The sequence below is a fragment of the Streptomyces hesseae genome (genome assembly GCF_031845785.1).
In the GTDB taxonomy this organism is placed as follows: Bacteria; Actinomycetota; Actinomycetes; order Streptomycetales; family Streptomycetaceae; genus Streptomyces; species Streptomyces hesseae.
Map to the genome: position 1 here is coordinate 199,869 of NZ_JAVRFI010000002.1, position 13,173 is coordinate 213,041.

At 69.5% G+C, this 13,173-nt stretch carries 12 protein-coding genes; 10 read left to right on the top strand and 2 right to left on the bottom strand.

Annotated features, from left to right (window positions below; genetic code table 11):
- Positions 1-18: 18 nt before the first annotated feature.
- Positions 19-1,137 carry a substrate-binding domain-containing protein gene (locus tag RM609_RS03750; protein ID WP_311607900.1) on the top strand — a complete coding sequence of 373 codons (1,119 nt, stop codon included), beginning with the start codon at positions 19-21 and terminating at the stop codon, positions 1,135-1,137.
- A 91-nt stretch (positions 1,138-1,228) separates the two neighbouring features.
- On the opposite strand, the gene RM609_RS03755 is transcribed toward RM609_RS03750, so the two are convergent.
- Positions 1,229-1,783, bottom strand: a complete 555-nt coding sequence (locus RM609_RS03755; protein WP_311607901.1) for a GNAT family N-acetyltransferase — start codon at positions 1,781-1,783, stop codon at positions 1,229-1,231.
- 159 nt (positions 1,784-1,942) lie between these two features.
- Between RM609_RS03755 and RM609_RS03760 the strand changes: the two genes are divergently transcribed.
- The 6 genes from RM609_RS03760 (at position 1,943) to RM609_RS03785 (ending at position 8,613) form a co-directional block, all read left to right on the top strand.
- A complete protein-coding gene (locus tag RM609_RS03760) occupies positions 1,943-2,263 on the top strand; it encodes a hypothetical protein (RefSeq protein WP_311607902.1) in 321 nt (106 codons plus the stop codon).
- A gap of 73 nt (positions 2,264-2,336) precedes the next feature.
- Positions 2,337-3,071 (top strand): hypothetical protein, encoded by a 735-nt coding sequence (locus RM609_RS03765; RefSeq protein WP_311607903.1) that lies wholly within the window; start codon positions 2,337-2,339, stop codon positions 3,069-3,071.
- A complete protein-coding gene (locus tag RM609_RS03770; RefSeq protein ID WP_311607904.1) occupies positions 3,064-3,789 on the top strand; it encodes a hypothetical protein in 726 nt (241 codons plus the stop codon). Before RM609_RS03765 ends, RM609_RS03770 begins: the two co-directional genes overlap by 8 nt.
- Positions 3,786-5,678 (top strand): carbamoyltransferase C-terminal domain-containing protein, encoded by a 1,893-nt coding sequence (locus RM609_RS03775; protein ID WP_311607906.1) that lies wholly within the window; start codon positions 3,786-3,788, stop codon positions 5,676-5,678. The genes RM609_RS03770 and RM609_RS03775 overlap by 4 nt, the downstream gene beginning before the upstream one ends.
- A 46-nt stretch (positions 5,679-5,724) precedes the next feature.
- Entirely contained in the window at positions 5,725-7,026 is a 1,302-nt protein-coding gene (locus RM609_RS03780; RefSeq protein WP_311607908.1) for an MFS transporter, read from the top strand.
- A gap of 141 nt (positions 7,027-7,167) precedes the next feature.
- Positions 7,168-8,613: a glyceraldehyde-3-phosphate dehydrogenase gene (locus RM609_RS03785; protein WP_311607909.1), complete on the top strand. Its 1,446-nt coding sequence runs from the start codon at positions 7,168-7,170 to the stop codon at positions 8,611-8,613.
- A 179-nt stretch (positions 8,614-8,792) separates the two neighbouring features.
- Here the strand turns inward: RM609_RS03785 and RM609_RS03790 are convergent, their stop codons facing one another.
- Positions 8,793-10,172, bottom strand: a complete 1,380-nt coding sequence (locus tag RM609_RS03790; protein WP_311607910.1) for a helix-turn-helix domain-containing protein — start codon at positions 10,170-10,172, stop codon at positions 8,793-8,795.
- Positions 10,173-10,376: 204 nt separating this feature from the next.
- Between RM609_RS03790 and RM609_RS03795 the strand changes: the two genes are divergently transcribed.
- Genes RM609_RS03795 through RM609_RS03805 form a run of 3 tightly spaced genes read left to right on the top strand, consistent with a single transcriptional unit; the run spans position 10,377 to position 13,083 of the window.
- On the top strand, positions 10,377-11,378 hold the full coding sequence (locus tag RM609_RS03795) for a Gfo/Idh/MocA family protein (RefSeq protein WP_311607912.1): 1,002 nt from the start codon (positions 10,377-10,379) through the stop codon (positions 11,376-11,378).
- Complete coding sequence (locus tag RM609_RS03800; RefSeq protein ID WP_311607913.1) at positions 11,375-12,628, top strand: DegT/DnrJ/EryC1/StrS family aminotransferase; 1,254 nt, start codon at positions 11,375-11,377, stop codon at positions 12,626-12,628. The genes RM609_RS03795 and RM609_RS03800 overlap by 4 nt, the downstream gene beginning before the upstream one ends.
- Positions 12,625-13,083 (top strand): NUDIX hydrolase, encoded by a 459-nt coding sequence (locus RM609_RS03805; RefSeq protein ID WP_311607914.1) that lies wholly within the window; start codon positions 12,625-12,627, stop codon positions 13,081-13,083. Before RM609_RS03800 ends, RM609_RS03805 begins: the two co-directional genes overlap by 4 nt.
- The last annotated feature ends 90 nt before the right edge of the window (positions 13,084-13,173 follow it).

Below are 13,173 nucleotides of genomic sequence, written 5' to 3' on the forward strand. Positions count from 1 at the left end.
GTCCCCGGTGGGACAGCCTTGGTGCTCGTCCTGCTGCTCCCCGCACTCACCGGCTGCGAGCGGGGCTCCTCCACCCGCCCCGCGCCCCCGCCGCCCCCGAGGACCGCGACCGTCGGCTGCCCCAGCGCCCTGGGCCGGGCCGGAGCGGCCGTCCGGCGGGCCGAGTCGCCCGCCCCCGCCTGGAACGGCCCGACCACCGGCCCCCGGGCGGTCCCCGGCAAGACCCTCGTCTATGTCGCGCAGTCCATGACCAATCCCGGCGTCGCAGGCGCCGCCGCGGGCGTACGGGACGCCGCGCGCGTCATCGGCTGGAACGTGCGGGTGATCGACGGCCAGGGCACCCCGTCCGGCATCCAGGCGGCGTTCAGTCAGGCCGTCACCCTGCGTCCCTCGGGCATCGTCGTCGGCGGCTTCGACCCCCGGCTGACCTCCCGCCAGGTGGCACAGGCCGACGCCGCGCGCATCCCGCTCGTCGGCTGGCACGCGGTCGCCACCCCCGGCCCGAGCGAACGCCCCCGGCTCTTCACCAACATCACCACCAAGGTCGAGGACGTCGCCAGGATCAGCGCGGACTGGGTCGTCGACCACTCGGGGGGCGACGCCGGGGTCGTCGTGTTCACGGACGCCTCGATCCCCTTCGCCCGGCACAAGTCCGACCTCGTCGAGGAGCAGCTCGCCACCTGCCCCGGAGTCCGGCTGCTGGCGGAGGAGAACATCCCCCTGCCGGACACGAGCAGCCGCACCCCTCAGGAGGTCTCCTCGCTCCTCGCCCGCTTCGGGGACGGCTGGACCCACTCCGTCGCCATCAACGACGTCTACTTCGCCGACGCCGCCCCGGCCCTCCGCGCGGCCCGCAAGAAGGGCGCCGGCGCCCCGTACAACATCGGCGCGGGCGACGGCGACCCCTCCGCCTTCCAGCGCGTCGAGAGCCGGCAGTTCCAGGCGGCCACCGTCCCCGAGCCGCTCTCCCAGCAGGGCTGGCAGGCCGTCGACGAGTTCAACCGGGCCTTCTCCGGCGCCCCCGCCAGCGGCTATGTCGCGCCCGTCCACATCGCCACGGCCGCGAACAGCGATGGCGCCACATCCTGGGACCCACCGGGATACCGGGAGGCGTACCGGAGGATCTGGGGCCGGTGACAGGAGACGAGCAGGAACCACGCGAAGGGCGCGGTTCGGCATCACACGATGTGACACCGACCCACCGGGACGGGGATGACCGATCAGGCCATCAGCCGGACTCCGAGGGAGAGTTACGCGGGTCGAAGTCGGCCCACAGCATCTCGGAGTCGTGGACCTCGCCGGTCGGCTTCATACCCAGGGCCCTTGCGATACCGGCCGAAGCTCCATGGCCGGGATGCACATGGGCCACAAACCCGGCGACCCCCTGGGTGCGCAGCCACAGGACCATGGCGGAGGCCCCTTCCTTGCCGTAGCCGACCCCTTGGAAGGCGTGGCCGACCACCCATGCGAGCTCGGCTTCGACGCGGTCGGGGCGGGGACGGTAGAGCGTGGCCTGTACCGTTCCGATCAACTGCCCGTCGGTCCTGCGCAGCATCCAATTCAGCCAACCTTGCCGCCCGTCGGGTGAATGGCCGACGGTCTGCCGCCGATAGCGCTGCTCCAGTTCTTCTCGTGTGGGCGGCGTGCCCCCGATCCACTCATGCAAACGACCATCATTGAGTATCTCCTCAGCTTCATCGGCATGCGCGATCACGAGCGGTTCCAATTGCAAACGTTCCGCTTGAAGTAGGGCGGCAGTCGGCCAGAAGTTGGTTTCAGACATGGGGCGATCTTAACCCCGGCCGGCAAGACCGCGTCTCCGGCCACACTCAAACCAGGCCATCAAAAATGCCGCTGGGTGAAAGCGAATTGATCCTGTTAGCTTAATTCCGTTGTACCGAGCAAAAAAAATGGGCGCGACGCCCGAAAGAGGAGGAAAAGGATGGCGAACGAAACCGAAACGGACATCACCACCCAGAACCCCGATCTTATGCTCGATGCCGAACTGGACGCGGCGGCGCTGGAAGCCGCGCTTCCCACGCTGGCCGAGAAGCTCGGGCTTCTGTCCGCGGATCTCACCGTGGACGAGCGTGCCGTGCTCAGCTCCATCGTGACCTCGGCCAGCCTCCACCTGCGCGAGCTGCAGAAGGACAACGAGGAGGCGCTGTTCATCTTCGCGAAGCCGATCTCGGCGGCCGCCACGCCGGAGATCCGGATGGGTCTGATCGACCTCCCCGAGCAGCTGGGGTTCACCGGAGAGTAAGCACTCGTCGGCGTACAGACACTGATCGCAAGCACCATCGGTAAACACCGGAGAGAAGTCAGGGGATCGAAATATGGCGTCTGCGGAGGAAGCTTCGGCGTTGGCGCAGCGGTTGTCTCAGCTGTCGACGGATCTGACCGCCGCAGAACGGGAGAACCTGAAATTCCTCCTGAGCATGGCCGCTGGCGGTGTGCTCAGCGGCCATGCTCAACAAATACCGGAAGAAATGCGGGAGACCGCCCTCGGGGCCACGCAGCATTCGCTGCCGAAGCTCCTCGCCGGGGCGCGGGAGAAATTCCCCACCGGCGTTGTGTTCTACGGCCGGGCGCCTTTCCTGTCCGATGGGGACCTCGCCGCGCTGGATCATGAATCACGTGCCTGCCGCCCCGGCGCCGAGCGCTTCCTCGACCACTACGTGTCCTCCAGCGCCGCCATGGCCAGGGAAATCTCCATTTCCCAGCCGATCCGCGCGTTTCTCAACGAGAACGTCGGTCCCGTGGCCCCGACGCGCAGGGCGAATTACCTGTACTACGACGAGCCCGGGCTCGGTATCGATCCGCACGTCGACAAGGACGAGTTCTCACTGAACATCCTCACCATGCTTGAGCACCGGGCGAGCAGCCCGCAGCGGTCCGAACTCATCCTTCATCCGCCGGGTCAGGAAGCGATGCACTTCCATCTGCGGGCGGGAGAGTCCCTGGTCTTCTTCGCGGACAGTGTCACGCACCAGCGCACCAGGACCGTCGCGGGCGAGGAGATCCGACTGGTGTCCTTCGGCTACCGCACCCTTGGGGGAACACATGAGTGACACGTCGACCATGGGCCGACGCCTCGCCGGCCTGCACGAGCGGCTCACGCCCGCCGAGCAGGCGAACCTGAAGCTGATCCTTGGGCTGTCCGCAGGACGCCTGGTGGCCGCGACCGAGGCCGAGGCGGCGCCGGGCCGCGAAGCGGTGACCGATGCGCTGGAGATGCTCTGCCCCTACGACGTACCGGACCCGCGCGGGGTGCAATATCGAGGACGCCCCGACTTCCTCACCGACGAATTGCTGGCGTCCTTGATCGAGGAGTCCGGGCACGTCGGCAAGACCGCGGTGCCCTACGACGAGCACTACCTCGGCTACGGCGGACCCGTCGCCGGCCGCCTGGCGACCAGCCGGGAACTGGCCGACCTGGTGGCCTCGGTCGTGCCGAAGGCGGAGGCGACCGGAGTGGCGAGCTATCTGTACTACCGCGACGCCGGCCAGGGCATCATCCCGCACATCGACACCGATATTTTCTCCCTGAACGTGTTGATGATGCTCGCGCACGACATTCCCGACGGGACACCGGAACCCTCGGCGCTGCACATGCACTACGCGGATGGCAGCAAGGAGCGGTTCCAGCTGGAGTCCGGCGAGGTCGTCATCTTCCTGGCCGGCACGCAGGCGCACAGCCGTACGCCGATCCGCCAGGACGAGCGGGTCTCCATCCTCACGTTCGGCTTTATGCCCGAGGGCGCCCCGTTGGAGAACTACAAGCGATGACCGTCGCCCTCGGAATCCACTGCGGACACGAGTCTTCCTGCGCCGTCGTCCGGGACGGTGTCCTGCTGGCCGCGATCCAGCAGGAGCGGGTCACCCGGCGTAAGTACGACGGCCAGGAGGCGCTGACCAACAGGCTCCCGGTCCGGGAGGTACTCGCCGCGGCCGGCCTGACCCTCGAAGACGTCGATGTGATCATCAGCTCCTTCCAGGCCGCGGGTCCTTCCGGTGTGGGCCTGCAACGGCCCCTGGTGTCGGCTTCCTTCGACCTTTTCGACCCGTTCGACGAACGCCACCACGTGGTCTCCCACCACCTGGCGCATGCGGCATCCGCCGTGTACGCGTCGGGCTTCGCGGAAGCGGCCGTGCTGGTCTCGGACAGCGCCGGCACCTCGTCACGGGACGGCGCGGACTTCCACGTCCCGTTCGCGGAATTCTTCCGCACGTATTACAGAGACGCGACGGCCTCCCGGATCTTCACCGAGATGCGTTCCATGTACGCGTTCCGGCAGGGCCGTTTCGAGCTGCTGGAACGGGCGTTCAGCGAACCGCACAACCAGCCCGACGTGTTCGTGCAGAGCGAAGCGAGCCTCTACGACAACGTCGCCCGGTTCCTCTTCCGCAAGGAGCACGCCCACGGCCAGTTGATGGCACTGGCCGCGCTGCCCTTCGACCGGCCCGCCCGGCTCGGCGCCGACGACATCGTCACCCCAGGTCCCCGGCCACGGCTGCGCAATGGCTGGCAGATCCTGGAAGCGACCGCCGACGTCGCACAGAGCGCCGACATCGCGCACGCGGTGCAGGAGGCGTTCAACCGCCTTATCGTCAGCCATGCCGCACACGCCGTCGAACTCAGCGGAATATCCAACCTTTGCTGTGCGGGCGGAGTTTTCCTCAACCTTTCGGGGAACACCGCCATCGGCGCGCTGCCACAGGTGGAGAACCTGTATGTGCCGTCCTGCCCCCACGACGCGGGCATCTCTGTCGGCGCCGCCTACCTCGGTTGGGCCCGTGCCTCGCGGACGCCACCCGTGGCGCCCAGGAAGGTCACTTCCGATTTCCTGGGGCGCGACGCCGAACCGATCACGTCGCAGGACGCGCAGGAGCGGGGATACGCCGTCTCCGCCGTCCACGCGACGGCTGACCTGAGTCGGCGGGCCGCCGAGGTACTGCTGGACGGGGCGATCGTGGTCCGGTACGCGGGCCGGGCCGAATTCGGTCCGCGGGCGCTGGGGAACAGGTCGATTCTGTGCCACCCGGTCGTCTGCACCAACGCCAAGTCGAAACTCAACGGGATCAAGAAGAGGCAGTCGTGGCGACCGGTCGCCCCGATGGTGCGGATCGAGGACCTGGAGACCTACTTCATCGGGCCCGGGGAAGCGCCGTTCATGAACTACGACTTCACGGTCCGCGAGGAATACCGTGACGTGCTCAAAGAGATCGTGCACGACGACGGCTCGGCGCGGGTGCAGACCGTCACGGCCGACGACAACCCCGGGATCCACGACATCCTCACGCACATGGCGGAGATGGGGCAGATCCCGGTCCTGGTCAACACCTCCCTCAATGGGCCCGCCCAGCCGATCATCGACTCCGCGCCGGATGTGCTGGCATTCTCCCGGCACCCGGACATCGGGTTCCTGCTCACCGAGGACGGCCTGTTCGCGTCCCCCTCCCCGCGGAAGATCCCCGTCCGCCGTGCGGACGCGACGGTGATGGCGGTCTTCGGCACGGGCGACAGCGCCCGGTACGTACTGAGCAACGGCGGCGCCCAGGTCCCGGTCGGCCGGGACCTGTTCGTATCCCTGCTGGAGCAGGAGTCCGTGCTGACCGACAGCACCGCCGCCGACGTCGTCGAGTGCCTGCGCACCGGCGTACTGGCGGAAGCCTGAGAACTCAACGCCCGAGAACAGACACCTGAGAAGAGCCCGAGAACGGATGACGACCACCACCGAACCGCTGAGAGGGAACGACTCGCTGGCGGCATCGCTGCCAGTAGCGAACTTCCTCTCCTTTTTCGCCATCGCCGCTGTCGAGTTCTCGGTGCCGTTCGTGGCCGTGGACGCTCTCGGCGCCAACGCGACGATCGTCGCGTTGCTCGGCATCTGCCGCTTCGCCCCCCAGGTGCTGCTCGCCGGCCGGGCGGCCCGGCTCGTCGAACGGTTCGACCAGAGGGCCGTCATGATCGGCTCCGAGCTGCTGCGGGCCATGGCCTTCGCGCTCGCGGCGCTCGGTCTGGCCTTCGCGCCCGGCGTGGCGATCGGCATCTTCTGCCTGGCGAACATCTCCCTGGCCTGCGGCTCCATCCTGACCGCGGTCTCCACCCAGGTACTGATCCCGCGGGCCTTCGCCGACGAAGCCCTTCCGAAGATCTACTCACGTCTCGGCATGGCCGAGTCCTCCGCCGACGCGGCGGCGCCTTTCGTGACCGGCCTCGCCCTGGCCGGGCTCGGGCTGGCACCCACGTTCGGCTCGGCCGCGGCGCTGGCCCTGGCCGCCTGCGGGCTGCTGGCGCGCATCCCGCGCGTGCGCGTACCGAGCGGCAGCACAGCCGACGAGAAGACCGGGGAAGCGAGCACCGCTCCGGCAGACCCGGCGGAAGGCACCGCCCCTGCCGGGAAGAGCACGCTGCGTGACGGTCTGGTCGTCAACTTCCGCACACCGGCGTTGCGCACCGTCACCGTCTGGTCTCTGTCGTACAACTTCGGGCAGTGCGTCATCGAGGCCGTGCTGCTGATCACACTGCTCAAAACCACGCCGCTGACCGCAGCGATGTTCGGCGTCATCCGCAGCTGCGCGGTGCTCTTCGCCGTTCTCGGCGCCTATATGGCCGCCCGGCTTCCACGAGCGCTCCGCGGCGGGCGGGGGACCTCGTTGTTCGGGTGCGGGGCGGTCGGCGCCTACACGGTGATCGGGCTCGGAGCGTACGCGGGCGGCACCAGTGGACTGCTGCTGGTGCTCGCCGGATTCGTCATCGACGAGTTCTGCTCGGGTGTCGTCCTGGTCCGGGTACAGACATTCCGCGCCCGGGCCATCACCGACGCGGAACGGCCCATGGCCACGGCCTCCTACCGCGCCGCGAACCTCACGGCGGTGCCCGTAGGGCTCGCGGTCGGCGGGATCACCGGCGTGCTGATGAGTTCGGCCACCCTGTTGCTGATCATCGGGCTCGCCATGGTCATACCCGCGGTCATGATCTGGTCCCGGCCGGTCCGGGAATCCGAGCCCACCATGGCCTGACCGAGCGCTGCCCCCGTGACACCACCGAATCGAAGGGAAATCGGTGGTGAAGAGTGGCACATCTCCTAGTGGACACCCCTTGAAGGATCGAAAGAGGGTCGGGTTAGCATGTGAGCGCCTCCTAGCTCGAAAGAGAAGCCTGTGACTGTCAACGACGACTCGTTCACAAACTGGAAGAACCGCGAGGAGATCGCGGAGTCGATGATCCCGATCATCGGAAAGCTGCACCGCGAGCGGGACGTCACCGTTCTGGTGCACAGCCGTTCCCTGGTGAACAAGTCGGTGGTCAGCATCCTCAAGACCCACCGATTCGCCCGGCAGATCGCCGGTGAGGAGCTCTCGGTCACCGAGACGCTGCCCTTCCTCCAGGCTCTCACCACGCTCGATCTCGGCCCCTCCCAGATCGACATCGGCATGCTCGCCGCGACGTACAAGTGCGACGACCGCGGCCTGTCGGTGGAGGCGTTCACCGCCGAGGCCGTCGCCGGCGCCACGGGCGCCAACAAGATCGAGTGCCGCGAGGGGCGCGACGTCGTCCTCTACGGCTTCGGCCGCATCGGCCGCCTCGTCGCCCGGCTGCTCATCGAGAAGTCGGGCTCCGGCAACGGTCTGCGCCTGCGCGCCATCGTGGTACGCGGCGGCGGCGACCAGGACATCGTCAAGCGCGCGTCCCTGCTGCGCCGCGACTCGATCCACGGCCAGTTCCAGGGCACGATCACCGTCGACGAGGCGACCGACACGATCCTCGCCAACGGCAACGAGATCAAGGTGATCTACGCCAACGACCCGTCGGAGATCGACTACACGGCGTACGGCATCAAGAACGCCATCCTCATCGACAACACCGGCAAGTGGCGCGACCGCGCGGGCCTGTCGGAGCACCTGCGCCCCGGTATCGACAAGGTCGTCCTCACCGCGCCGGGCAAGGGCGACGTCCCCAACATCGTCCACGGCGTCAACCACGACACGATCAAGCCCGACGAGCAGATCCTGTCCTGCGCGTCCTGCACCACCAACGCGATCGTCCCGCCGCTGAAGGCGATGGACGACGAGTACGGTGTGCTGCGCGGCCACGTGGAGACCGTCCACTCGTTCACCAACGACCAGAACCTGCTGGACAACTACCACAAGGCCGACCGTCGCGGCCGTTCGGCGCCGCTCAACATGGTCATCACGGAGACCGGCGCCGCCTCCGCCGTCGCCAAGGCCCTGCCCGACCTCAAGGCGCCGATCACCGGCTCCTCGATCCGTGTCCCGGTGCCGGACGTCTCGATCGCGATCCTCAGCCTGCGCCTGGGCCGCGAGACCACCCGCGAGGAGGTTCTCGACTACCTCCGCAACGTCTCGCTGACCTCGCCGCTCAAGCGCCAGATCGACTTCACCACGGCGCCGGACGCGGTCTCCAGCGACTTCATCGGCTCGCGCCACGCGTCGATCGTCGACGCCGGTGCCACCAAGGTCGACGGCGACAACGCGATCCTCTACCTCTGGTACGACAACGAGTTCGGCTACTCCTGCCAGGTCATCCGCGTCGTCCAGCACGTCTCCGGGGTGGAGTACCCCACCTACCCGGCTCCGCTGGCCTGATCCCCGGCAGAGCCCGAGCGGCCGTGGCCTCCGCCCGTACAACACGGGCGGAGGCCACGGCCTTTCCTGTGCCATGCAGTACCGAGGGCCGGTCCCAGGACCAGGACCGGGAGGCATCCCTCGAACTGCTCGTCCATCTTGGAGACTCCTTCGTGTCGTTCGCTTCGAGAGCCCGGCCGTCAGGAGAGAACTCCGACGCGGGCGGCGAGCCCGCGTAGTTCGCCGGTGGTCCGTCCCGAGACCAGGAGGCCGGAAACCAGGGACCTCACCGCGGGGCGGGCGTGGGTCTCCTCGGGGGCGTGGTGTTCGGCGGCCAGGAGTGCGCGGGTGCATTCGTCCCGGCGGTTCCACCGGGCGAAGGCGGTGGCGACGTCGGTGTAGTACCGAGCCCGGCGCTCAGTACTGGGCAGGCTCCCGGGCACCACCGCCTTCGCGGCGGCGAGCGCGGCGGCGGGGTCACCGGCGGAGTTCTCGGCCGAGATGAGATGAAGCTGAACCGTGGTGGGGCTGAACCCGCCGCCGTGGTCGCGCAGCACGGCGGCCGGGCCGAGCTGCCGGGCGATGGCCGCCGCCTCCCCCGTCAGCTCCCTCATCCCGGCCGCGTCGCCGGTGCGGGCGGCGGTGTAGGCGGCGGACTGGATGAGCAGGCCTCGCTGGGCCGCCAGCGCCGGCTGCCCGCCCCGGAGGGCGGGGTGGTCGGCGGCCGACAAGGCAATAAGCAGGGCCTGCTCGTGCCATTCGGCCTTGCGCGCCAGCACCGCGAGCTGCCGCGCGGCCTCGGCGACGAGCAGCGGTTCGCCGGTGGCTTCTGCGGTCTGGCGGGCGCGGTCGGCTGCCATCCAGCCGAGCTGCTGCTCGTCCAGCTTGATCAGCATCCGGGTGGCCAAAAGGTAGCTGTGGGCCAGCAGGCCATCGGCGTCTCCGCCGGTGGCGCGGGCGTGGGCCGCGCAGATCAGCCTCGGCAGGCGTGCGGCGAGGCTGCCGTAGTTACAGGCATGGAAGTCGGTGAAGGCGCGGGCCAGGTCGGCACGCAGGACGGCCCGGGACGGTGCGGCGATGTCGGTGTGGAGGCCGAGCATGGCGTCTCGCACGCGCGCGACCAGGACCTTGCCGACGGCAGTGTCGTCGCCGGTGGGCTTCGTGCCGCTCGGCAGGATGGGGGCGCCGACGGCCGCGGCGGCCGTGACCGCAAGGTTGGCCAGCAGCTTCCTGCGCCGCACCGGATCCTCCCCGTCTCCCGGACGAGCCGTCCCCGCCAGCGTAGGGCGCGGAAAGCGCGGATAGGCCGCAGTTGGACCGATCGCGTGCCCGTGCCGGATCTCGGGAGGGGCGGTCAGGCCCAGGGTCTGCGGCCGGAGGCCCAGTGCATCGGCGAAGCGCCGCAGCACGGTGACGTCCGTCAGCGGCGAGATGCCGCGTTCGTAGCGGGAGACCTGGGCGGCGGAGTAGCCGGTCAGCTTCCCCAGCTGGGCCAGCGTCAGCCCCTGCTTCTTGCGCTCCTGCCGGACCAGCTCGCCCAGGCTGCCGTCCACCGCCGGCTGTGCTGCGACCGCGTCCATTCCTGTCCCCCCGCTCGCCGGGAGTGCGCCGCCGCACACCGTAGCGGCACCGGCCGCCCGGGGACAGGTGCTTTGCACCGGATGCAAACGGCGTTGCGGTTCATGACAACGCCCCTGCCGCCGCCGGTGCGGTCGCGGTGTCCTCGAAGGGCGGGCGGCCCGGACGGCGGGCCGCCGCCGCGTATCCGAAGGGGGATGTCAGCGATGACCGTACGCAAGAGGGCCGCCATGGTGGGTCTCGGCGGCCAGGCCACCAGCGACCATCTGCCCGGCCTGGCCCGGTGCCACCTTGCCGAGCTCGCCGCTGTCTGTGACGTGGACGCCGCGCGGGTCGCCGCCGTGGCGGACGAACACCGCGTGCCGGGCTTCACCGACGTCGAGCAGCTGCTGAAGGAAGTACGGCCGGACTTCGTCATCGCCGCGGTGCCGCACCACGCCGGGCAACAGGTCGTCGCCGCGTGCGCCAAGGCGGGAGTGCACGTGATGAAGGAGAAGCCGTTCGCCACCGACCCGCACGAGGCCTCCGAGCTGGCCGCGCTGTGCGGCAAGGCGGGCATCGAGCTGATGGTCACCGTCCAGCGCCGCTTCCACCCCGTCTACCCGGCCGCACTCGCCCTGCTGGGCCAGATTGGGGCCCCCTACCTGGTCGAGGGCCGGTACACGTTCCACTGCCCTGACCCGGCGGCCGGATGGCGCGGGCGGGCGAAGCTCGCGGGCGGCGGGTGTCTGGCCGACATGGGCTACCACCTGATCGACCTGCTCCTGTGGTACCTCGGCCTGCCCGACCGCGTCCTCGCCACCATCTCGGCCACGGCAGTGCCGGGGGCCGAGTACGACGCGGAGGACACCGCCCTGGTGCACCTCGCCTACGACTCGGGGCTGCACGGCTCGCTGCTGGTTTCCCGCTGCGCCGGGCCGAAGACCGAGCGCCTGGCTATCACCGGGCCCCACGGCACCCTCGTCGTCGAGCGCGGCACGGTACGCCTGAGCGATCCGGCGGGGCAGGTGGTCGAGTCGCTGGTGCGCGAGCCTGCCTGGCCGTGCCCGCCCGCCAGGCTGATCGACCGCTTCTGTCGCGTCCTGGACGGTACCGCCGCCAATCCGTCGGGCCCGGCCGAACACCTGCCGCACGCTGTGTTCCTGGCAGCCGCCTACGCCTCCGCCACCACCAACCGTCCCACCGAGCCCAAGGAGTTCCTGGCATGAACGACTCCCCGCTCGCCCTGCTCGGCGGCGAACCTGTCGTCACCGCACCGGGCCCCCACTTCCTCTGGCCTCCCATTGAGGATGCCGACCGGCACGCGATCGCCGCCCAGCTGGAGACGGCCGTCTCCATCCCGGACCGCTCCGGCGTCATCGCCGACCTGGAGAACGCGCTCGCCTCCTACCTCGGCGTCCGGCACGTCGTGACCACCTGCACAGGCACCGCCGCGCTGCACTCGATGTACGTGGCCGCAGGCATCGGCCCCGGCGACGAGGTCATCGTCCCGGCGCTGACTTTCCACGCCACCGCCACCCCGCTGTTCCATCTCGGCGCGTACCCTGTGCTCGCTGATGTCGACGACCGCGGGCAGCTGGACCTGGCGGACGTGGCCCGCCGTATCACCGCTCGGACGAAGGCGGTGGTGGCGGTGCACCTATGGGGGCTGCCGGAGGACCTGGACGCGCTGACGTCGTTCGTTGACGGGCACGAGCTGATGCTGCTGGAGGATGGTTCCCACTCCCACGGCGCCACCTGGAATCACCGGATGACCGGTACTTTCGGTGCCGCCTCGGCGTTCAGTCTCAACGGGCCCAAGCCGCTGTCCGCCGGCGAGGGCGGCTTCGTCGCCACCGACGACACCGAGCTGTACTACCGGGTGCTGCTGCACGGCCAGTACAACAAGCGGTGCCGCCGCGAGATCCCTGCCAGCCACCTGCTCGCCCGTTTCGCCGTCACCGGTATGGGGCTGAAACTGCGCATCCACCCTCTGGCCGCAGCCCTCGCCCGCACCCAGCTCACTCGTTTGGAGGACCACCTGACCGGGCGCCAGGTGGTTGCGGCGCGGATGTGCGCGGCGCTGGAGGATGTGCCCGGCATCCGCGTCCCGGACCTGTCGGTCGCGGCGCGGCCGTCGTGGTACGCGCTGCCGCTGCGCTATGAGCCGGCCGAGCTCGGCGGGCTGCCGATCGAGCGGTTCCTCGACGCCGTCCACGCGGAAGGCGCGACGGAGGCCGACCGACCGGGCTCGACCTGCCCGCTGCACACCCATCCGCTGTTCCGGGCCCCCGGCGCCCTGCTGCCTGGCTACGCTGACCGCCAGGACGCCGTCGTCGGCGGCTTCCCGGCGGCCGAGTACGTGCACGCCACGACGTTCAAGCTGCCGGTGTGGAGCGGCGCCAACGACATCGGCCTCGCCGACGCCTACACCACCGCTATCGCCAAAGTCGCAGCCCACGCGAAGGACCTGTCGTGACCTCCTCCACCGTGACCCCCGCTCTCCTGGACGACCTCACCAGCACAGCCGTGCGCGACGGCGTCGAGAAGGCCGTCGTCGGCGCCGTCATCGCCGACCCGGACGGCCGGGTGCTGTTGCTGCGTCGGCCGGCCGACGACTATCTCGGCGGGCTGTGGGAGCTGCCCTCCGGCGGCGTCGAGCCGGGCGAAACACTCGTCGAGGCCCTGCGGCGCGAGGTCGCCGAGGAGACCGGCCTGACCGTGGCCGACATCGGGAACTACCTCGGCCACTTCGACTACCGCTCCGGCTCGGGCCGCCGCACCCGCCAGTACAACTTCACCACCACCGTCACAGGGCACACGGTGCAGCTCAGCGAACACGACGCCCACCAGTGGGCCGATGACGAACAGCAGACTCAGGCCTCCAGCGCCGTCCAGGCCGTCCTGGGCACCTGGCGCAAGACGGCGGCCTGACCGCACGCGCGAGCGGGCGTAGCCCAAAGCGGAACGTCGACGAGGCTTCACCGTCTCGCGAGCTCTCACGGAACGTCTCACCAACCGTGC

Bases quoted from the DNA above. Each gene is read 5' to 3' on its own strand.
- RM609_RS03795 (WP_311607912.1), top strand. From the start codon at position 10,377: ATGACCGTACGCAAGAGGGCCGCCATGGTGGGTCTCGGCGGCCAGGCC.
- RM609_RS03775 (WP_311607906.1), top strand. From the start codon at position 3,786: ATGACCGTCGCCCTCGGAATCCACTGCGGACACGAGTCTTCCTGCGCC.
- RM609_RS03800 (WP_311607913.1), top strand. From the start codon at position 11,375: ATGAACGACTCCCCGCTCGCCCTGCTCGGCGGCGAACCTGTCGTCACC.
- RM609_RS03780 (WP_311607908.1), top strand. From the start codon at position 5,725: ATGACGACCACCACCGAACCGCTGAGAGGGAACGACTCGCTGGCGGCA.
- RM609_RS03760 (WP_311607902.1), top strand. From the start codon at position 1,943: ATGGCGAACGAAACCGAAACGGACATCACCACCCAGAACCCCGATCTT.
- RM609_RS03790 (WP_311607910.1), bottom strand. From the start codon at position 10,172: ATGGACGCGGTCGCAGCACAGCCGGCGGTGGACGGCAGCCTGGGCGAG.
- RM609_RS03765 (WP_311607903.1), top strand. From the start codon at position 2,337: ATGGCGTCTGCGGAGGAAGCTTCGGCGTTGGCGCAGCGGTTGTCTCAG.
- RM609_RS03770 (WP_311607904.1), top strand. From the start codon at position 3,064: ATGAGTGACACGTCGACCATGGGCCGACGCCTCGCCGGCCTGCACGAG.
- RM609_RS03755 (WP_311607901.1), bottom strand. From the start codon at position 1,783: ATGTCTGAAACCAACTTCTGGCCGACTGCCGCCCTACTTCAAGCGGAA.